The 19,089-nt window shown below is 66.2% G+C and carries 18 protein-coding genes; 15 read left to right on the forward strand and 3 right to left on the reverse strand.

Features of this window, described 5'->3' with window-relative positions; all coding sequences use genetic code 11:
• Nucleotides 1-3: 3 nt before the first annotated feature.
• The 7 genes from AC1RP5_RS22550 to AC1RP5_RS22580 all read left to right on the forward strand — a co-directional run bounded on the left by AC1RP5_RS22550 (nucleotide 4) and on the right by AC1RP5_RS22580 (nucleotide 7,529).
• Nucleotides 4-753: a GNAT family N-acetyltransferase gene (locus AC1RP5_RS22550; protein WP_493114448.1), complete on the forward strand. Its 750-nt coding sequence runs from the start codon at nucleotides 4-6 to the stop codon at nucleotides 751-753.
• 48 nt (nucleotides 754-801) lie between these two features.
• On the forward strand, nucleotides 802-2,526 hold the full coding sequence (locus AC1RP5_RS22555) for a long-chain-fatty-acid--CoA ligase (protein ID WP_493114450.1): 1,725 nt from the start codon (nucleotides 802-804) through the stop codon (nucleotides 2,524-2,526).
• Between the two features lie 38 nt (nucleotides 2,527-2,564).
• On the forward strand, nucleotides 2,565-3,164 hold the full coding sequence (locus AC1RP5_RS22560) for a hypothetical protein (RefSeq protein ID WP_493114452.1): 600 nt from the start codon (nucleotides 2,565-2,567) through the stop codon (nucleotides 3,162-3,164).
• A 13-nt stretch (nucleotides 3,165-3,177) separates the two neighbouring features.
• Nucleotides 3,178-4,776: a gamma-glutamyltransferase family protein gene (locus AC1RP5_RS22565; RefSeq protein ID WP_493114453.1), complete on the forward strand. Its 1,599-nt coding sequence runs from the start codon at nucleotides 3,178-3,180 to the stop codon at nucleotides 4,774-4,776.
• A gap of 132 nt (nucleotides 4,777-4,908) precedes the next feature.
• Nucleotides 4,909-5,868, forward strand: coding sequence for an ABC transporter substrate-binding protein (locus AC1RP5_RS22570; RefSeq protein WP_493114455.1), 960 nt, complete (start codon nucleotides 4,909-4,911; stop codon nucleotides 5,866-5,868).
• A gap of 28 nt (nucleotides 5,869-5,896) precedes the next feature.
• Nucleotides 5,897-6,757: an ABC transporter permease gene (locus AC1RP5_RS22575; RefSeq protein ID WP_493114456.1), complete on the forward strand. Its 861-nt coding sequence runs from the start codon at nucleotides 5,897-5,899 to the stop codon at nucleotides 6,755-6,757.
• The gene (locus AC1RP5_RS22580) at nucleotides 6,750-7,529 is read left to right on the forward strand and encodes an ABC transporter ATP-binding protein (RefSeq protein WP_493114458.1); all 780 of its coding nucleotides are present in this window, start codon (nucleotides 6,750-6,752) and stop codon (nucleotides 7,527-7,529) included. Before AC1RP5_RS22575 ends, AC1RP5_RS22580 begins: the two co-directional genes overlap by 8 nt.
• 4 nt (nucleotides 7,530-7,533) lie before the next feature.
• Here AC1RP5_RS22580 and AC1RP5_RS22585 read toward each other — a convergent pair whose 3' ends face one another.
• Together AC1RP5_RS22585 and AC1RP5_RS22590 are read right to left on the reverse strand one after the other, a co-directional pair.
• On the reverse strand, nucleotides 7,534-8,127 hold the full coding sequence (locus AC1RP5_RS22585) for a GNAT family N-acetyltransferase (RefSeq protein ID WP_493114460.1): 594 nt from the start codon (nucleotides 8,125-8,127) through the stop codon (nucleotides 7,534-7,536).
• 56 nt (nucleotides 8,128-8,183) lie between these two features.
• On the reverse strand, nucleotides 8,184-8,555 hold the full coding sequence (locus AC1RP5_RS22590; protein WP_493114462.1) for a VOC family protein: 372 nt from the start codon (nucleotides 8,553-8,555) through the stop codon (nucleotides 8,184-8,186).
• 94 nt (nucleotides 8,556-8,649) lie between these two features.
• On the opposite strand from AC1RP5_RS22590, the gene AC1RP5_RS22595 reads away from it, so the two are divergent.
• Both AC1RP5_RS22595 and AC1RP5_RS22600 read left to right on the forward strand, forming a co-directional pair.
• Nucleotides 8,650-9,183, forward strand: coding sequence for a CGNR zinc finger domain-containing protein (locus AC1RP5_RS22595; protein ID WP_493114463.1), 534 nt, complete (start codon nucleotides 8,650-8,652; stop codon nucleotides 9,181-9,183).
• 132 nt (nucleotides 9,184-9,315) lie between these two features.
• Nucleotides 9,316-11,025, forward strand: coding sequence for an ATP-binding protein (locus tag AC1RP5_RS22600; protein WP_493115247.1), 1,710 nt, complete (start codon nucleotides 9,316-9,318; stop codon nucleotides 11,023-11,025).
• A 60-nt stretch (nucleotides 11,026-11,085) separates the two neighbouring features.
• On the opposite strand, the gene AC1RP5_RS22605 is transcribed toward AC1RP5_RS22600, so the two are convergent.
• Entirely contained in the window at nucleotides 11,086-11,382 is a 297-nt protein-coding gene (locus AC1RP5_RS22605) for an SCP2 sterol-binding domain-containing protein (RefSeq protein ID WP_493114465.1), read from the reverse strand.
• A 100-nt stretch (nucleotides 11,383-11,482) separates the two neighbouring features.
• Between AC1RP5_RS22605 and AC1RP5_RS22610 the strand changes: the two genes are divergently transcribed.
• The 6 genes from AC1RP5_RS22610 to AC1RP5_RS22635 all read left to right on the forward strand — a co-directional run bounded on the left by AC1RP5_RS22610 (nucleotide 11,483) and on the right by AC1RP5_RS22635 (nucleotide 19,071).
• Nucleotides 11,483-12,346, forward strand: a complete 864-nt coding sequence (locus AC1RP5_RS22610; RefSeq protein WP_493114467.1) for an SDR family oxidoreductase — start codon at nucleotides 11,483-11,485, stop codon at nucleotides 12,344-12,346.
• A 7-nt stretch (nucleotides 12,347-12,353) separates the two neighbouring features.
• Nucleotides 12,354-13,970 (forward strand): acyl-CoA carboxylase subunit beta, encoded by a 1,617-nt coding sequence (locus tag AC1RP5_RS22615; protein WP_493114468.1) that lies wholly within the window; start codon nucleotides 12,354-12,356, stop codon nucleotides 13,968-13,970.
• A gap of 4 nt (nucleotides 13,971-13,974) precedes the next feature.
• Complete coding sequence (locus AC1RP5_RS22620; RefSeq protein ID WP_493114470.1) at nucleotides 13,975-15,135, forward strand: acyl-CoA dehydrogenase family protein; 1,161 nt, start codon at nucleotides 13,975-13,977, stop codon at nucleotides 15,133-15,135.
• An 83-nt stretch (nucleotides 15,136-15,218) separates the two neighbouring features.
• Nucleotides 15,219-16,379 carry an acyl-CoA dehydrogenase family protein gene (locus AC1RP5_RS22625; protein ID WP_493114472.1) on the forward strand — a complete coding sequence of 387 codons (1,161 nt, stop codon included), beginning with the start codon at nucleotides 15,219-15,221 and terminating at the stop codon, nucleotides 16,377-16,379.
• 14 nt (nucleotides 16,380-16,393) lie between these two features.
• Nucleotides 16,394-17,212, forward strand: coding sequence for an enoyl-CoA hydratase/isomerase family protein (locus AC1RP5_RS22630; protein ID WP_493114474.1), 819 nt, complete (start codon nucleotides 16,394-16,396; stop codon nucleotides 17,210-17,212).
• The gene (locus AC1RP5_RS22635) at nucleotides 17,212-19,071 is read left to right on the forward strand and encodes an acetyl/propionyl/methylcrotonyl-CoA carboxylase subunit alpha (RefSeq protein ID WP_493114476.1); all 1,860 of its coding nucleotides are present in this window, start codon (nucleotides 17,212-17,214) and stop codon (nucleotides 19,069-19,071) included. Before AC1RP5_RS22630 ends, AC1RP5_RS22635 begins: the two co-directional genes overlap by 1 nt.
• Nucleotides 19,072-19,089 lie beyond the last annotated feature (18 nt).

A 19,089-nucleotide genomic window follows, 5' to 3' on the forward strand; every position in this document is an offset into this window, starting at 1 on the left:
CCAATGTCATCACCTCAGATTCTGGATGAAGTTCGCCGGCTTGAATGCCTCACCTATCGCGGATGGCCCGCGCTGGAGAGCGAGGACGTCCAGGGTTGGCGCCTGCGCTTCTCCGGCGGCTACACAAAAAGAGCCAATTCTATCAATGCGATAGGGGCAGAACCCTCAACCGATACGGAAGCTGTCGAAGCGCCCTATCGGAAGCGTGGTAGGCCGCCGGTCTGGCGCCTGACGCCACTCGCTCCGCCTGCGATCCCGGGCCTGCTGGCAGACCGGGGCTACAAGGCGATCGAGCGCAGCTTCATCCAGGTCTGCCCCCTGCATGACCGCTTCCACGCCGATCCCGCCGTCGTCATTTCCCCGACGCCCAGCGCCGCCTGGATCGAAGCCTTCGTCCAGTACAGCCCGGTGCGCCCCGAGCATCGCGAGACCATGCAGCAAATGCTGCACAGGATCGCCCAGCCGGTGGGCTTCGCGTTCGTCGAGCACGCGGGGCGGCCGATGGCCATGGCGATCGGCGCGGTCGAAGGCGATCACATGGGGCTGTTCGACGTGCTGGTAATGCCCGAGGCGAGACGGCAGGGCCTCGCGCGGCGAGTCACCGAAAGCCTCTATGCCTGGGCGTGGCAGCAGGGCGCGCGCTTTGCCTATCTGCAGGTGGTGGCGTCCAACGCCGCGGCGATGCCGCTTTACGAGGCGCAGGGTTTCCGCACGGTCTACGCCTACGAGTACTGGATCCCGCCGACTTCTTGACCCTCGTGCGTCCGCCCTCGCATAGTCGATGCAGGGAGGAACACAAAAATGTCGAACCATGCGTGGGAGAAGAGCTATCCGCCGGGCGTGAAGTGGGAACTCGACGTCCCGCAGATGACGATTCACCAGAGCTTCGAGGAGAGCTGCGCCAAGTACGGCGACCGGCCCTTCACCGACTTCCTCGACAAGGTGATGACGTTCCGGGACTACAAGGAGGCCTCCGACCGGGCCGCCGCCGGCTTCCAGAAGCTGGGCGTGAAGCCCGGCGTCAATGTCGGCCTCTATCTGCCCAACACGCCGCACTACATCATCGCCTTCTTCGGCGTGCTGAAGGCCGGCGGCCGGGTGGTGAACTACTCGCCGCTCGACGCCGCGCGCGAACTCGAATTCAAGATCGGCGATTCCGAGACCGACATACTGGTGACGCTCGACGTCGCCGCGCTCTATCCGAAGATGGCCGCGATGCGCGGCAAGACGCGGCTGAAGAAGCTGATCGTCGGATCGATCGCCGACTACCTGCCGTGGCCCAAGAGCTGGCTCTACCCGATCGCCAAGAAGAAGGAGCTGTCGGCCTGGCCGCGCGACGACTGGCACATGTCGTTCAAGGACCTGCTGTCCAACGACGGCAGGTACATGGCCTACTCGCCCTCGAGCGAGAACCTGTGGGACGAGGTGGCGCTGCTGCAATACACAGGCGGCACCACGGGCCTGCCGAAAGCCGCGATGCTGACGCATGGCTGCGTGATGGCGGCGATGAGCCAGGGCCAGGCCTGGACGACGCCCTACACGAACCCCGGCACCGAGAAGGTCGTGTGCGTGCTGCCGCTGTTCCACATCTACGCGCTGTCGGGAATCATGCTGGGCGCGGTGCGCAACGGCAACCAGCTCATCCTCTACCCGCGGCCCGACATCGACATGATCGTCACGGATCTGGCGAAGAAGAAGCCGACCTTCCTGCCCGGCGTGCCGACGCTCTACACCGCGATCAACAAGCATCCCAAGGCGCAGGGTCTCGACCTCAGCTCGCTCAAGATCTGCATGTCGGGCGGCGCGCCGCTGCCGGTCGAAGTGCAGCAGAGCTTCGAGAAGCTGACGGGCGCCACCCTGATCGAGGGCTATGGCCTCACGGAAACCTCTCCCACCGGCGCGATCTGCCCGGTCGACAAGAGCGTGCGCCGCGTCGGCTCGTGCGGCGTGCCGATGCCGGGCACCGTGATCGAGATCCGCGACATGGAGAACGGCGACAAGGTGCTGCCGCCCGGCAAGGAGCATGTCGGCGAGGTCTGCATCATCGGCCCGCAGGTCATGAAGGGTTACTGGAAGAAGCAGGAGGAGACCGACAAGGTCCTGTTCCGCCATCCGTCGAGCAACTGGATGGGCCTGCGCACTGGCGACATGGGCTACATGGACGAGGACGGCTGGCTCTACCTGGTCGACCGCTCGAAGGACCTCATCATCTCGTCGGGCTACAACGTCTATCCGCGCATGATCGAGGAAGCCGTCTACGAGCATCCCGCGGTCGACGAAGTGATCGTGATCGGCATCCCCGATCCCTATCGTCAGGAAGCGCCCAAGGTGTTCGCCAAGCTGAAGCCCGGCGCCTCACTCACCTTCGAGGAGCTGAAGAAGCATCTCGAGGGCAAGATCGGCAAACACGAGATGCCGGTCGCCCTGGAGATCCGCCCCGAGCTGCCCAAGACCCCGGTCGGCAAGCTCTCCAAGAAGGAACTCAAGGAAGAAGAGCGAGCCAAGGCGCAGTCGAAGGCGGCTTGATCCTCATATTGAGGTAAGGTGAGGGGATGATGCAGAGGATGTCTCCCCTCACCTTTCGCCGCTCCGTCCTGCTGGGCGGTGCAGGCCTCGCGCTGACCGGCTGCTTCGACCGGCCGTGCCACGAGCGCAATCCGGCGCAGAAGGCGTTCCTCGACGGGCTGCAGGAACTGGCCAAGCCGGCGCTCGCCTCCAACAACCCGCTCCGGGTCGAGGAAGCCGCCCGCCAGAGCGTGGCCCTTGCCGACAAGGTCGGCGCCTTCAACGACTGGTGCGGCACGCTGACCAAGATCGAGGGCAATGCCCAGACCGTGGCGGTCACGATTGATATTGGCCGGCAGGTTTCGCTGTACGCGTTCAACGACTGGGCGCTCGCTTTTGCAGGCACGGTGACTGACTTTTTCTCCACACGATCGCGTGCCACGCCCCCGCCGGGCCTTTCCGAACCGGCCGTTGCGGCGCTAAAAACCCTGCGGCTTGGCGAACGCGTGACGCTCTCCGGGCGGATGGGCGAGATCGCGGGCTCCGGCGTGTTCGATCTCTCCCGCCTGTTCGGCAAGAGCGCCGCGGAGCATCGCCAGTTCCTGCAGACGCCGCGCTTCGTGGCGCGCATCGAGGCCCTCCAGGCTTCGAAGAAGTAGAAAGGATTTCGAGGTGCCGTCTTTTTCTTATGAGTTTCCCTACGCGTCCAAGAAGCTGCCGGTCTTCGCCTCGAACATGGTGGCTTCCTCGCAGCACCTCGCGTCCACCGCGGGCCTGCGCATGCTGGCCAAGGGCGGCAATGCCGTCGACGCCGCGATCGCGGCCGCCATCGCCATCACGATCGTCGAGCCGACGATGAACGGCATCGGCGCGGACGCTTTCTGCATCCTGTGGGACGGCAAGAAGCTGGTCGGCCTCAACGCCTCGGGCCATTCGCCGGCGCTGATGACGCCCGACCAATACGAGGGCCAGGCCAACATGCCCCATGTCGGCTGGGGCAGCGTCACCACCCCGGGCGCGGTGTCGCTCTGGATGGAGTTGCACAAGCGCTACGGCAAGCTGCCCTTCGCCGACCTGTTCGAGCCAGGCATCAAGTACGCCCACGACGGCTTCCGCGTCTCCTACATGGTGTCGCGCCAATGGGAGAGCGCCATCGACCGGCTGAAGGGCCAGGAGAGCTGGGTGAAGTCGTTCCTGCCGAACGGCCGCGCGCCCAAGCCGGGCGAGCTCTGGAAGTTCCCCGACCAGGCCAAGACGCTGACCAAGATCGCCGAGAGCAAGGGCGAGGCCTTCTATCACGGCGAACTCGCCGAGATGATGGAGAAGTACGCTAAGGAAACCGGCGGCGCGCTGCGCAAGTCCGACCTGGCCGAACACAAGCCCGACTGGGTCGATCCGATCGGCCTCACCTATCGCGGCACGACGCTGCACGAGATCCCGCCGTCGGGCCAGGGCATCGCCGCCTGCATGGCGCTGGGCATCCTCGAGAACTTCGAGCTGGCCGGCCGCGATCCGGACGGTCCCGAAGTGGCGCATCTGCGCATCGAGGCGATGAAGCTCGCCTTCGCCGACATCTATCGCTACGTCGCCGACCCGCGCTTCATGGAAGTGACGCCGGCGCAGATGCTCGACAAGGGCTACCTGAAGAGCCGCGCCAAGCTGATCGATCCGAAGAAGGCGCAGGATTTCGGTCCCGGCACGCCCAAGGAGAGCGGCACGATCTATCTCGGTGCCGCCGACGAGTCGGGCATGATGATCTCGCTGATCCAGTCGAACTACACGGGTTTCGGCTCGGGCGTCGTGGTTCCCGGCACCGGCATCGCGCTCCAGAACCGCGCCACCGGCTTCGTCACCACGAAGGGCCATCCCAACGAGGTCGGCCCCAAGAAGCGGCCGTTCCACACGATCATTCCGGCCTTCATCACCAAGGACGGCCAGCCGGTCGCGACCTTCGGCCTTATGGGCGGCGCCATGCAGCCCCAGGGCCACATGCAGGTCTTCTCGCGCATCGTCGACTACGGCCAGAATCCGCAGGCCGCCATCGACGCCGCCCGCTGGCGCGTGCACGAGACCGACGGCACGGTCTGGACCGAGGATCACTTCCCCGAGGCCACCGCGACCGGCCTCGAATCGCGCGGCCACAAGATCACCCGCACGGGCTGGCCAAGCTTCGCCTTCGGATCGAGCCAGATCATCTGGCGCTTTCCCGACGGCGTCCCCTATCTCGGCGCCTCCGAAAGCCGCCGCGACGGCGCGGCGGTCGGCTTCTAAGGTTCGACTGCTCTCATATGTCCTCTCCCCCGCTACGCGGGCGGAGAGGAACATGACGCCGACTTCACCTCACTGTGGATGAAGATTGGCACGCTTGTTGCCTCCCAAGGAAACTGCTTGGGAGGCATTTTCATGATCAATCGTCGTCGTCTTCTCGCCGGGGCAGGCTTCGCCGCTGCCGGCACGCTCGCGGCTCCGTCGATCCTGCGGGCGCAGGGCGGTCAGACGGTCAAGATGGGCGCGCTGCGGCTCGTCCATTCCATGCCGCCGCACTTCTACGAGAAGTTTGCGCCGGCCGGTCTCAAGATCGAGATCATCACCTTCGACAGCCCGACCGACTGCAAGAACGCCGTCGTCACCAAGTCGGTCGACCTCGGCACATTCGGCATCGCCGCCGGCATCCTGGGCGGCGCCGCCGGTGAGCCGGTCGCCGTCGTGGGCGCGATGTCGAACAAGGGCATGGGGGTGATCTCCAAAGCCGGCTCCGACGTGAAGACGATCAAGGACCTGAAGGGCAAGAAGGTCGGCATCTGGCCGGGCTCCACGCAGGAGGTCTTCATCCTTGAGCGCATGCGCATGGAAGGCCTCGCCCTGAAGGACATCACGTCGGTCCGTGTGCCGTTCGGCGAGATGCCGGCGATGCTGTCGCGCGGCGACATCGACGCCTATGTCGGCGCCGAGCCGGGCCCCGGCCTCTCGATCACGTCCGGCGTCGGCCAGCTCGTCGAATATCCCTATGGCACGGCTATGGGCGGCCTCAACATGATCATCGGCACCAACGAAGAGACGGTCACCAAGAACCCCGACATGATCCGCGCGATGCTGAAGACGCATCGCCAGGCCGTCGAGTTCATGTCGGCCAACAAGCCGGCCGTGGTCGACATGACGGTGCAGAAGCTCGGCGCCAACCGCGCCGCGGTCGAGCAGGCACTCGGCGCCGACAACGTCGAATATGTCTGGAAGCTCGATGACAAGGTGCAGGGTCAGGTGAAGACCTACGCCCAGCACATGCTCGAACTGAAGCAGATCCGTGCGCTGCCGAAGTACGAGACCTTCCTCAATCCGAAGTTCTCCAACGAGATCGCCAGCTAGGCGGCGGCGAACAACGGCGGAGCGCGACATGGCGATCGTCGAAACGGGTTCGGCTCCGGTGGCGGCAGTTCCTGCCGTCGCTTCCCGCAAAGCGTCACGCTCGGCCTGGGCGCGCTTCAGGCCGACAGTGCTGGCGCTGATCGTGCCGCTGATCCTTCTGGCCTTCTGGCAGGTCGCGACGACGCAGCAATGGACCCGCCTGATCCCGACGCCTTATCAGGTCGGCGAATACATGATCGATTTCGCGGTGGGCGGCATCTACGACGACGCCTACTCCGCGACGCTGACCACTCATCTGCTGGCCTCGATGAGCCGCGTCTATGGCGGCTTCGCGCTGGCCGCCCTGTTCGCGCTGCCGATCGGCATCCTGATCGGCCGCGTGCCGACCGCGCGCATGCTGCTCGATCCGTTCCTGCAGGTGATGCGGCCGATCCCGGTGACCGCCTGGCTGCCGCTGTCGATGATCCTGTTCGGCCTCGGCGCCAAGTCGGCCTTCGCGCTGGTCTGCCTCGGCGCCTTCTATCCGATCCTGCTCAACACGATCTTCGGCGTGCGCTCGGTCGATCCCAAACTCTTTGAAGCGGCCTCGATGCTGGGCTGCCGCGGCAACGCGCAGTTCTACAAGGTGGTGCTGCCGGCGGCGACGCCGTCGATCTTCACCGGCCTGCGGCTCGGCCTCGGCCTCGCCTGGTTCGTCATCGTGGTCGGCGAGATGACCGGTGTGCCGCAGGGACTGGGCGCCGTGATCATGGACGGCCGCACCCTGTCGCGTACCGAGCTGGTGATCTGCGGCATGATCGTGATCGGCCTCGCGGGCTATCTCTCCGACCGTGTCGTCGTGATCATCGGCAACCGCCTGCTGCGCTGGAGCCCCAACCACCATGCCTGACACCGCGACACCGATCATCGAGATCAAGGGCGTGTCCAAGGTCTTCCGGCTGCAGGACCAGACGATCAACGCCCTTTCCGACGCCAACCTCACCATCGCCAAGGGCGAGTTCATCTGCCTGATCGGCGCGTCGGGCTGCGGCAAGTCCACCCTGCTGCGCATCATGGCGGGCTTCGACCAGCCCTCGTCCGGCGACGCGCTGATGTGGGGGCGCCCGATCGCCGGTCCCGATCCGTCGCGCGGCATGGTCTTCCAGGACTACGCGCTGTTTCCGTGGCTGAGCGTGCGCGACAATATCGGCTTCGGCCCCGCCTCGCGCGGCCTGGGCGGCGCCGAGGTGAAGCAGATCGTCGACAAGTTCATCGACCTCGTGGGCCTCGGCAAATTCGCCAACGCCTATCCGCACCAGCTCTCCGGCGGCATGAAGCAGCGCGTGGCGATCGCCCGTGTGCTCGCGAACGACGCCGAACTGGTGCTGATGGACGAGCCGTTCGGCGCGCTCGACGCCATGACGCGCGAACGCCTCCAGGACGAGCTGCTGGAGATCTGGGAGCGCACCAAGCTCACCGTCGTGTTCGTGACCCACGCGGTCGAGGAAGCGATCCTGCTGGCCAACCGCGTCGTCGTGATGACGCCCGGTCCCGGCCGCATCGAGAGCGACAACACGCTCGACCTCCCGCGGCCGCGCGACGTGGCCAGCCCCGAGTTCAACGACATCCGCCGCGTGATGAGCGCCAAGCTGCACAGCCATCACGGCAAGAAAGCCGCCTGAGCTTTCAGCCGCGCGGCCGCGGCTTGCGCAGCATCGGCACCAGGGTCGGCGAACTGCCGAACTGGAGGCTTCCCATGATCTCGAAGCCATGGCGCTGGTAGAGCGGCACGTTGCGCGGGTTCGACGATTCGAGATAGGCGGGCGTGCCGTCGCGGTCGCAGATGTCGAGCGCATGAGCGAGCAGCGCGCTGCCGAGGCCTCTCCCCTGATGCTTCGGATCGATGCCGATCAGCGGCAGATACCAGTGCGGCTCGCGCGGATGGTAACTCGCCATCTGCTGCATGAGCTGCACGCCGTCGACCATCGACTGCGGCGACGCTGTCGCCCGCATCAACGCCCCGAGCGCCGCGCCGTCGGGCTCGACGCCGGGCGGCAACCACAGCGCCGTGCCGGCATGATCGCCGACGATATGGGCGCTGCCGATCCCGAAACCCACACCGCCGAATGCCTTGGCGAAGTCCGGGAAGGCATCGAGGTAGGCTCGCGGCTCCGGCCAGGTCCAGCGCGTCGCCGGATCGGCGCCGAACGCCAAGGTCAGCGTGGCGATCGCCGCCGTCTCGTCCGCCGCGGTTGCGGCCCGGACCATGTTCGTCGTCATCGCAGCCTCTCAGGATCGCTGCCATCGGGAACGGCGGCGATCCTGAAGGCGTTGCGTCACTTCCCGCAATAGGCCTCGAGACGATAGCCGTCGGGATCGATCACGAAGGCTGCATAGTATTTTGGGTCGTAGTCGGCGCGCACGCCCGGCTTGCCGTTGTCCGTGCCGCCGGCCTTGAGGGCGCCGGCATGGAAGGCGTCGACCGCCTTGCGGTCCTTCGCCACGAAACAGAAGTGCAGATAGGACTCCTTGTCCGCCTTCACCGGCCGTGCGGCCTTGCCGACCCACAGGCCGACGCCTTTCTCGCCATATCCCAGTGAAGTCTCACCCTCGCTCAGCAGCGTGTAGCCAAGCGGTGTCAGGGCAGCGTCGTAGAACTTCTTCGAGCGGGCGACGTCGGCAACACCGATGGAAACGTGGTCGAACATGGCAATTCCCTCCTTCATAACTATATAACTGGTTATGTGGTTAAGACGCAGAGCCCGCCTTGTCAACCCGACAACCGGTTAGTAAGTCCCGTCGATGATTTCCCCCGATCTCTGTCTGGAGTTCGCCAATACGCGGTATTGGCGCGGCCAGGACACGCCGACGGAGACCCTGAACGCGCCGGAGGATCTGGCGAGCTGGGCAAAGGCGCCGAAGCCGCCCGGGCAGAAGGAATTCGAGCGGGCGCTGGAACTGCGCGAGACCGTCCATCGCCTGTTCGATGCCGTGGCCCAGGGCAAGACGCCGGCGCCCCGGGATTTCGACGCCCTGAACGCGGCCCTCGCGGCCGCGCCGGCCCGCACCGTGCTGAAGCGCGGCAAGGACGGCTTCGACTGGGATCTCGACATGAGGTCTGGCACCGCGCTCGCCCTGCTCGCCCCGGCCCTGTGGTCGGCGGGCGACTTGCTGGCCAGTGCCAAGCTCGCCAAGGTCCGGCGCTGCGCCAATCCGGAGTGCCTCTACCTGTTCCTCGACGAGAGCCGGGCCGGCAAGCGGCGCTGGTGCATGATGTCGTCCTGCGGCAATCGCGCCAAAGCAAAGCGCCACTATCACAAGAGCAAACAGGCCTAGCCGCGGGAACATCCGGCAGGCCATCGTCGTTGTGTTGCGTCGTTCCCGGCGGTGCTAGAGGTCCGGTCGACGGGCGGTTTCTTTAGGCGGAAGTTCGTGACACCAGACGAGATCGAACGGCTCCGGAGCCGTCTGCAGACCCTCGAAGCCGAGAATGCGCGCCTCAGGACGAGAGACAGCGACAACACTCGCCTCCGCGAAGCCGAGGAAGCCCTCGCCGAAAGCGAGGACCGCTACCGCACCCTGTTCGACTCGATCGACGAAGGCTTCTGCATCATCGAGTTCTTCGACGGCCCCCACGGGCCGTTGAGCGACTACATTCACATCGAGGCCAATGCGGCCTACGCCCAGCATGCCGGCATCCCCAACGTCGTCGGCCAGAAACTGCGCGAAATGGTCGGCGCGGAAGCCGATGCCTGGGTCGAGCGCTACGGCGGTGTGCTGCGCACCGGCAAGCCGATCCGCTTCGAGCAGGAACTGGTGGCGACCGGCCGCCACCTCGAGCTGGCGGCCTTCCGCATCGAACCGCCCGCCCGCCGCCAGGTCGCCGTGCTGTTCCAGGACGTGACGCCGCGCCGTCGGGCCGAAGAAGCCCTGCGTCGCCTCAACGAGACACTCGAGCAGAGGGTGAACGAGGCGATCGCCGACCGGCTGAAGGAGCAGGAGCGCCTGCAGGCCGCCGAGGAGGCGTTGCGCCAGTCCCAGAAGATGGAAGCCGTCGGCCAGCTCACTGGCGGCATCGCCCACGACTTCAACAATCTTCTCACCGGCATCATGGGCTCGCTGGAGCTGCTGCGAACGCGCGTCAGCCAGGGCCGGCTGAACGATGCCGATCGCTACATCATGGCGGCCCATGCTTCCTCGCGCCGTGCCGCCTCGCTCATCCACCGGCTCCTCGCCTTCTCGCGCCGCCAGGCGCTCGATCCCAAGCCGACCGACGTCAATCGCCTGGTAGTCGGAATGGAGGAGCTGATCCGGCGCACCGTCGGTCCGCAGATCGCGGTCGACGTCGTCACCGCGGGCGGCCTTTGGCCCGCCCTGATCGACGCGCCGCAGCTAGAGAACGCGTTGCTGAACCTCTGCATCAACGCACGCGACGCCATGCCCAACGGCGGCCGCATCACGATCGAGACCGCCAACAAATGGCTCGACGACCGTGCGGCCGGCGAGCGGGACCTGCCGCCGGGGCAGTATCTCTCGGTCTGCGTCACCGACACCGGCACCGGCATGCCGCCCGAGATCATCGCCAAGGCCTTCGATCCGTTCTTCACCACCAAGCCGATGGGACAGGGTACCGGCCTCGGCCTGTCGATGATCTACGGCTTCGTGCGTCAGTCCGGCGGCCAGGTCCGCGTCTATTCCGAGGTCGGCCAGGGCACGACGATGTGCCTCTACCTGCCGCGCCACTACGCCAGCGAAGCCGACCGGGCCGAAGCCCTGCAGCCGGTCGAGGCGATGCGCGCCCAGGTCGGCGAAACCGTGATGATCGTCGACGACGAACCCACCGTGCGCATGCTGGTGACCGACGTGCTGCACGATCAGGGCTACACCGCCATCGAGGCCGTCGACGGGCCGGAGGCACTCCGCATCCTGCAGTCCGATGCGCGCATCGATCTGCTGATCACCGACGTCGGCCTGCCCGGCGGCATGAACGGCCGTCAGCTCGCCGACATCGCCCGCATCAGCCGGCCGGACCTGAAGGTCCTGTTCATCACCGGCTATGCCGAGAACGCCATCATCGGCAACGCGCAGCTCGCGCCGCGCATGCAGTTGCTGACCAAGCCGTTCGTCATGGAGGAGCTGGCGAACCGCATCCGCAGCATGATCGAAAGCGCGGACTGATCGCAGACATGGAAAGGGCCCCGCGAAGGGGCCCTTGTCGCTGGCGTGTGAGAACGCGCCTTAGCGGAGAATGGATTGAAGCTTCATGGCGACGCCCATGTCGCCTTCGATCTTCAGCTTGCCGGTCATGAACGCGGTCATGCCGTCGAGCTTGCCGCCGATCAGGTCGGCGAAGTCGTTGAAGTCCATCTTGATGGTGCAGTCGGCGGCGGTGTCGTCGTTGGTGACGGCCGGCGGGGTCTGGTTGCCGTCAATGTGGACGACGCCCTGATCCGTGGCGAACTTGACGCTGTTTCCAAAGGCCGACTTCTTCGAAGCGCCTTCCTTCATTTTCGCGGTGATTTCCTGCAAGGTCATGGGCGAGTTCCTCCAGTCGGCCAATGGTCTGGGGGCTTACTTGACCTTTACGTAAACGTCAAATACAGGCCGGTAAACAGCCGTTCAATCCGGAGGAAACATGACGTATCGCTCGGTCTTCAAACCGGGATTGTTTGAAGGCCAGACCATCGTCGTGACCGGTGGCGGTAGCGGCATCGGCCGCTGCACTGCGCATGAGATCGCAGCGCTTGGCGCCCACGTGGTCATCACCGGCCGCAAGCAGGAGAAGCTCGACACGGTGAAGGCCGAGATCGAGGCAGCCGGCGGCACCTGCGAGACGCACATCTTCGACATTCGCGAGGAAGCCCAGGTCAAGGAAGCGGTCGCCGCGATCGTCGCAAAGAACGGCCGCATCCACGGCCTGTTCAACAATGCCGGCGGCCAGTTCCCCTCGCCCGCCGCCAATCTCAGCGCCAAGGGCTTCGACGTCGTGGTGCGCAACAACCTGACGGGCGGCTTCATCGTGAGCCGCGAGGTGTTCACGCAATCGATGCAGAACCACGGCGGCTCGATCGTCAACATGACCGCCGACTATCGCAACGGCTTCCCCAACATGGTGCACACCGGCGCCGCGCGCGCCGGCATGGCGAACCTCACCATGACGCTCGCCTACGAATGGGCGGCCGCGGGCGTGCGCGTGAATTCGGTGGCGCCGGGCTGGATCGCCTCCTCCGGCATGGACACCTACACCGGCGACTTCAAGGAACAGATCCCCAAGCTCAAGGGCTACTGCCCGCTCGGCCGCCTCGGCACCGAGAGCGAGATCTCCGCCGCGGTCTGCTTCCTGCTGAGCGACGCCTCGGCCTACATGACCGGCACGGAGCTTCGCATCGACGGCGGCGTGCCGCTCGCCAACCGCTCGGTCGACCTGCCAGCCACCGACAAGTCGAAGCCCTTCAACGGCTTCCATCTCGCCAAGACGCCCAAGGTCCTGGGCGGCTGAGACAGACATGCCAATCCTCGAAAGCCAGGTCGATCGCAACAGCGACGAGTTCAAGCAGAACCGCGAGCGCATGCTCTCAGCCATCGCGGAGTTCCGTGACGCCGAGGCGAGCGTGCAGGCCGCGACCGAGAAGTCGCGCGCCCGCTTCGTAAAGCGCAAGCAGCTCATGCCGCGCGAACGCATCGCGCTGCTGCTCGACCGCGGCGCGCCCTTCCTCGAACTGATGCCGCTCGCCGGCTACCGCATGCACGACGACAAGGACGGATCGAGCGCCGGCGGTGGCTCGGTCGCGGGCATCGGCTATGTCGAGGGCGTGCGCTGCGTCGTGACGGCGTCGAACAGCGCCATCAAGGGCGGCACCGTCGCGCCTTCCGGCCAGCGCAAGGGCCAGCGGGTCCAGCAAATCGTCATGGAGAACAAGCTTCCCGTCGTGAACCTGGTCGAGTCCGGCGGCGCCAACCTCCTCTACCAGGCCGAGATCTTCGTGCCTGGCGGCCGCGGCTTCGCCAACCAGGCGCGCATGTCGGCGCGCGGCATCCCGCAGGTCACGGTGGTGCATGGCTCCTCCACTGCGGGCGGCGCGTATCTGCCGGGCCTCTCCGACTACGTCATCATGGTGCGCAACCAGGCCAAGGTGTTCCTGGCCGGTCCGCCGCTGCTCAAGGCCGCGACCGGCGAGATCGCCACCGACGAGGAGTTGGGTGGCGCCGAGATGCACGCCACCGTGTCGGGTGTCGCCGAATGGATGGCCGAGAACGATGCCGACGGCATCCGCATGGCGCGCGACGTGATCGCCAAGTGGCACTGGAACGACCGGTTGCCGCCGCGCGCCGAGCGGCCGTTCAAGGACCCCCTCCACGACGTCGAGGAACTGTGCGGCGTCGTTCCGCCCTCGCACAAGGAGCCTTACGACGTGCGCGAGGTTATCGCGCGACTGGTCGACGGTTCGGACTTCCTCGAGTTCAAGGCGCTGTTCGACCAGCAGACGATCTGCGGTTGGGCCGCGATCGAGGGCGAGCCCGTCGCGCTGATCGGCAACAACGGTCCAATCACCACCAAGGGTGCGGTCAAGGCCGCGCAGTTCATCCAGCTCTGCTGCCAGCAGGGCACGCCCATCGTCTACCTGCAGAACACGACCGGCTACATGGTCGGCACCGAGAGCGAGCGCGGCGGCATCGTCAAGCACGGCTCCAAGATGATCCAGGCGGTGGCCAACGCGACGGTGCCGCAGATCACCATCGTGATCGGCGGCAGCTTCGGCGCCGGCAATTACGGCATGTGCGGCCGCGCTTTCGACCCGCGCTTCATTTTTGCCTGGCCCAACACACGTACGGCGGTGATGGGCGGTGAGCAGGCGGCCGGTGTCATGAAGACCGTGACCGAGCAGAAATTCCTGCGCGAAGGCAAGGAGCCGCCGCACGAACAGATCGAGAAGATGTTCAAGGGCATCGTCGACCAGTTCGAGCGCGAATCGACCGCGCTCTACGGCACCGCGCACCTGTGGGACGACGGCATCATCGACCCGCGCGACACGCGCCGGGTCCTTGCCTTCACCTTGTCGATCGCCCGCGAATCGATCGTGCGGCCGCTCAACCCCATCTCCTTCGGCGTGGCGAGGATGTAAGGCAATGAAGTTCACCCCCGAGCACGAGGCGCTGCGCCAGACCTGGAAGACGCTGATCGATCGCGAGATCAATCCGTATGTCGACCAGTGGGAAAAAGAGGGACAGTTCCCGGCGCACGAGCTGTTCAAGAAGATGGGCAATGCAGGACTTCTCGGCGTCGACAAGCCCGTCGAGTATGGCGGCTCCGGCCTCGACTTCTCCTACGCCATGGTCTGCGCCGAATCGCTGGGCTGGGTGAACGGTGGCTCGATCCCGATGGCGACCGGCGTGCAGATATCCATGGCGACGCCTGCCCTCGCCCGCTACGGCAGCGACGAGTTGCGCAAGGAGTTCCTCACCCCGTCGATCACCGGCGACTACGTGGCCTGCCTTGGTGTCTCCGAGACCGGCGCCGGGTCCGACGTCGCCTCGATCAAGACCACGGCACGCCGCGTCGGCGGCGACTGGGTGATCAACGGCGGCAAGATGTGGACGACCAACGGCGCGCAGGCCGACTGGATGTGCTTGCTCGCCAGCACCGACGACGGGCCCGCGCACAAGAACAAGTCGCTGATCGTCGTGCCGATGCAGACCAAGGGCATCGAGATCGTGAAGAAGCTCGACAAGCTCGGCATGCGCGCCTCGGACACGGTGCAGACCTTCTTCGACGAGGTGAAGGTGCCGGTGCGCTACACGATCGGCCAGCCGGGCATGGGCTTCACCTATCAGATGCAGCAGTTCCAGGAGGAGCGGCTGTGGGCCGGCGCCGGCTCGCTCAACACCTGTGAGCGGCTGATCAATGCCACCATCGAGTACACGCGCGAGCGCAGGGTCTTCGGCAAGCCGCTGCTCGACAACCAGGTGATCCACTTCCGCCTGGCCGAGCTCAAGAGCGAGGTCGAGGCGCTGCGCTCCATCGTCTATCGCGCCTGCGAGGATTATCTCGCCGGCAAGGACGTCACCATGCTGGCCTCGATGGGCAAGCTGAAGGCCGGCCGCCTGCGCCGCGAGGTCTCCGACTCCTGCCTGCAATACTGGGGCGGTGCCGGCTATCTCTGGGACAATCCCGTGGCCCGCGGCTATCGCGATGGCCGCCTCGGCTCGATCGGCGGCGGCGCCGACGAGGTCATGCTGCAGATCATCTCCAAGCTGATGGGCACGCTGCCGCGGCTGGGCAATCGATGAAGACTCAAAGCGGATCGCGGGTCTCCAGACCCGCTCATGATGCGGGCCTGGAGGCCCGCGGTCCGAAGACTTAGGAGACGCCTGTGCAGTTCACTCAAGAGCATGACGAGATCCGCCGTACCCTGCGAGCGATCATCGAGCGGGACATCAATCCGCATGTCGACCAGTGGGAAGAGGACGGCATTTTTCCGGCCCACGAGGTCTTCAAGAAGCTGGGCGATGCCGGCCTGCTCGGCATCAACAAGCCCGCCGAGTTCGGCGGCATGGGGCTCGACTATTCCTACGCCATGGTGATGGCCGAGGAGCTGGGCCACATCAATTGCGGCTCGGTGCCGATGGCGATCGGCGTGCAGACCGACATGGCGACGCCGGCGCTCGCCCGTCACGGCAGCGACGAACTGCGCAAGGAGTTCCTCGCGCCTTCGATTGCCGGCGACTATGTCGCCTGCCTCGGCGTCTCCGAGGTCGGCGCGGGCTCGGACGTCGCCTCGATCAAGACGACGGCCCGCAAGGTCGGCGGCGACTGGGTGATCAACGGCGGCAAGATGTGGACGACCAACGGCACGCAGGCCGACTGGATGTGCCTGCTGGCCAGCACCGGCGAGGGCCCGATCCACAAGAACAAGTCGCTGATCTGCCTGCCGATGAAGACCAGGGGCGTCGAGGTCGTGAAGCAGCTCGACAAGCTCGGCATGCGCTCGTCCGATACCGCGCAGATTTTCCTCGACGAAGTGAAAGTGCCGGTCGCCAACCTGATTGGCCAGGAAGGCATGGGCTTCGTCTACCAGATGCAGCAGTTCCAGGAGGAGCGGCTGTGGGGCGCGATCAGCGCCGTAGTCGGCATGGAGCGGCTGATCGACCAGACGATCGAATATACGCGTGAGCGCAAGGTGTTCGGACGGCCGCTGCTCGATAATCAGGTGATCCATTTCAAGCTGGCCGAGCTGCGCACCGAGATCGAGCTGGTGCGCTCGCTCTGCTATCGCGCCTGCGAGGAATATCTCGACGGCACCGACGTCACGATGCTGGCCTCGATGGCCAAGCTGAAGGCCGGCCGCATGGTGCGCCTCGTCACCGATGGCTGCCTGCAATACTGGGGTGGCGCCGGCTATCTCTGGGAATCGCCCACCGCCCGCGCCTTCCGCGATTCCCGCCTCGCCTCGATCGGCGGCGGCGCCGACGAGGTCATGCTGCAGATCATCTCCAAGCACATGGGCACCCTGCCCCGTCTCGAAAACCGCTGAGCGCCGGAGTTTCCATGGCCGAGTTTGCCGACAAGTACGAAGCCCTCATCCTCCGCCGCGAGCGGTCGCGCCTCTATGTCACCCTCAACCGCCCCGAGGTGAAGAACGCGCTGAATCCGACGCTGATCGGCGAACTGAAGTCGGTGTTCGCGATCCTGAAGGACCGGCGCGACATCAAGGTCGTGATCCTGCGCGGCGCGGGCGGCACCTTCTGCGCCGGCGCCGACCTCAAGAACATGGAGCAGAGCTTCACCGACACGCCCAAGCCCGGCGAGAAGGATCCGATCGCGGTCTGGAACCGCCAGTTCGGCGCCTTCCTCGAGATGGTGAACACCACGCCGCAGGTCGTCGTCGCGGCGGTCGAGGGCTATGCCATCGCCGGCGGCTTCGGCATCCTCTGCGTCTCCGACGTGGCGATCTGCACCGAGGGCGCGGGCTTCGCCATGAGCGAGACCGCCATCGGCATCGTCCCCGCCCAGATCGCGCCCTTTGTCGCCGAGCGCATCGGCGTGCCGCAGACCCGGCACCTTGCGCTGACCGCCGCGCGGTTCAAGGGTCCGGAAGCCCTGCGGCTCGGCATCGCCCACTATCTCGTGGCCGATTCGGCCGCTCTCGACGCCAAGCTCGAGGAAGTGCTGAAGCAGATCGACAAGTGCGCGCCGATCGCCAACGCACTCACGAAGCAGGTGGTGATGAAGGTCGGCAGCGAGCCCCTGTCCGCCGTGCTCGACTTTGCCGCCGACAAGTTCGCCGAGGCGCGCCGCGGACCCGAGGCCGGCGAAGGCCTGCGCGCCTTCGCCGAGAAGCGGCCGCCGCGCTGGGCCGTCGAGTAATGAACTTCAGCAAGGTCCTGGTCGCCAACCGCGGCGAGATCGCCTGGAGGGTCATGCGCACCGCCAGGGCGATGGGCTATCGCACCGTCGCGGTCTATTCCGACGCCGACAAAGACGCGCCGCACGTCACCTTCGCCGACGAGGCGGTGCGCATCGGGCCGCCGCCGGTCGGCGAGAGCTATCTCAGCATCGACCGCATCCTTGAAGCCGCGCACAAGAGCGGCGCCGATGCGATCCATCCGGGCTACGGATTCCTTTCGGAGAACGAAGCCTTCGCGACCGCCTGCGAAAAGGCCGGCCTCACCTTCATCGGCCCTCCCCCCGCCGCCATCGCCGCGATGGGCAACAAGGCCGCCGCCAAGCAGCGCATGATCGATGCCGGCGTGCCCTGCGTGCCGGGCTACCAGGGCGCCGATCAGAGCGATGCCAATCTGGAAGCCGAGGCACGCAAGATCGGTCTCCCCGTGATGGTCAAGGCCGCGGCCGGCGGCGGCGGGCGCGGCATGCGCCTCGTCGAGCGCGAGGACGACCTGCTGGAGGCGATCCGCACCGCCCGCACCGAGGCCGAAAGCGCCTTCGGCTCGGGTGAGCTGATCCTCGAAAAGGCCGTCGTCGACGCGCGCCACGTCGAGATCCAGGTCTTCGCCGACGCCCATGGCAACGTCATCCATCTGGGTGAGCGCGACTGCTCGGTCCAGCGCCGCCATCAGAAGGTGATCGAGGAAGCGCCCTCGCCCTCCGTCGATGCCGGCCTGCGCGATCGCATGGGCGCCGCGGCCGTCGCTGCCGCCCGCACCATCGGCTATCGCGGCGCCGGCACGGTCGAATTCCTGCTGGGTGCCGACGGCGTCTTCTACTTCCTCGAAATGAACACCCGCCTGCAGGTCGAGCATCCGGTGACCGAGGCGATCACCGGTCTCGACCTCGTCGAATGGCAGCTCCGCGTCGCGCGAGGCGAGGCGTTGCCGCTCACGCAGGAACAGGTGACGTTCAGCGGCCACGCCATCGAGGTCCGGCTCTATGCCGAGGACGCCTATGGCGGTTTCCTCCCGCAGACCGGCCGCATCGACGTGTGGCGGCCTGCGACCGGCCCCGGCGTGCGCATCGATCACGGCATGAAGGACGGGCTCGCTATCTCGCCCTACTACGATCCGATGATCGCCAAGGTGATCGCCCATGGCGCGACGCGCGAGGAAGCGCGGGTGCGCCTGATCCGGGCGCTCGCCGAGACGGTCGTGCTGGGGCCGACGACCAACCGGCACTTCCTGATCCGCCTGCTGGAGCATCCCGACTTCGCGGCCGGCGAAGCGACGACCTCCTTCCTCGTGAAGCACCAGTTCCCCGCGCCCGAGATCACCGAGGCGCACTGGACCGCTGCCGCCAACCTCCTGTGGCAGGCGTCGGCGCAGAATTATCCGGTGTCGATGCGCGGCTGGCGCAACTCCAATCCTGAGCCGACGCCGGTCCGCCTGGCCGCTGGCGGCACCGAGCGCCTCATGCTGGTCCGTGCCGCCGATCCGGTCGAGGCGCCGTTCCATATCGACGGCAACGACATCGTGGTCGACCTCGACGCGCTCACGGTACGCTTCACCGACAAGACCTACGCCCCGCCCGAGACGGCGGCAGCCGGCAGCGACGGCAAGCTGCGCGCGCCGATGGACGGCCGCATCGTATCGATCAAGGTGGCGCCGGGCGAGACGGTCAGCCGTGGCCAGACCCTGATCGTGCTGGAAGCGATGAAGATCCAGCACCAGCTCAAGGCCGCCCTCGACGCCAGGGTCGAGGGGGTCTCCGTCCAGGAAGGCCAGCAGGTCTCCAACCGGACCGTGCTCGTGACGATGGAGCCCGCCGCGGGTTGACGCTAGGCTCCTCCCAAC

The organism is Reyranella sp. GW821-FHT12G01 (genome assembly GCF_058806575.1).

Bases quoted from the DNA above. Each gene is read 5' to 3' on its own strand.
- AC1RP5_RS22550 (WP_493114448.1), top strand. From the start codon at position 4: ATGTCATCACCTCAGATTCTGGATGAAGTTCGCCGGCTTGAATGCCTC.
- AC1RP5_RS22555 (WP_493114450.1), top strand. From the start codon at position 802: ATGTCGAACCATGCGTGGGAGAAGAGCTATCCGCCGGGCGTGAAGTGG.
- AC1RP5_RS22560 (WP_493114452.1), top strand. From the start codon at position 2,565: ATGTCTCCCCTCACCTTTCGCCGCTCCGTCCTGCTGGGCGGTGCAGGC.
- AC1RP5_RS22570 (WP_493114455.1), top strand. From the start codon at position 4,909: ATGATCAATCGTCGTCGTCTTCTCGCCGGGGCAGGCTTCGCCGCTGCC.
- AC1RP5_RS22575 (WP_493114456.1), top strand. From the start codon at position 5,897: ATGGCGATCGTCGAAACGGGTTCGGCTCCGGTGGCGGCAGTTCCTGCC.
- AC1RP5_RS22580 (WP_493114458.1), top strand. From the start codon at position 6,750: ATGCCTGACACCGCGACACCGATCATCGAGATCAAGGGCGTGTCCAAG.
- AC1RP5_RS22585 (WP_493114460.1), bottom strand. From the start codon at position 8,127: ATGACGACGAACATGGTCCGGGCCGCAACCGCGGCGGACGAGACGGCG.
- AC1RP5_RS22590 (WP_493114462.1), bottom strand. From the start codon at position 8,555: ATGTTCGACCACGTTTCCATCGGTGTTGCCGACGTCGCCCGCTCGAAG.
- AC1RP5_RS22595 (WP_493114463.1), top strand. From the start codon at position 8,650: ATGATTTCCCCCGATCTCTGTCTGGAGTTCGCCAATACGCGGTATTGG.
- AC1RP5_RS22605 (WP_493114465.1), bottom strand. From the start codon at position 11,382: ATGACCTTGCAGGAAATCACCGCGAAAATGAAGGAAGGCGCTTCGAAG.
- AC1RP5_RS22610 (WP_493114467.1), top strand. From the start codon at position 11,483: ATGACGTATCGCTCGGTCTTCAAACCGGGATTGTTTGAAGGCCAGACC.
- AC1RP5_RS22615 (WP_493114468.1), top strand. From the start codon at position 12,354: ATGCCAATCCTCGAAAGCCAGGTCGATCGCAACAGCGACGAGTTCAAG.
- AC1RP5_RS22620 (WP_493114470.1), top strand. From the start codon at position 13,975: ATGAAGTTCACCCCCGAGCACGAGGCGCTGCGCCAGACCTGGAAGACG.
- AC1RP5_RS22630 (WP_493114474.1), top strand. From the start codon at position 16,394: ATGGCCGAGTTTGCCGACAAGTACGAAGCCCTCATCCTCCGCCGCGAG.
- AC1RP5_RS22635 (WP_493114476.1), top strand. From the start codon at position 17,212: ATGAACTTCAGCAAGGTCCTGGTCGCCAACCGCGGCGAGATCGCCTGG.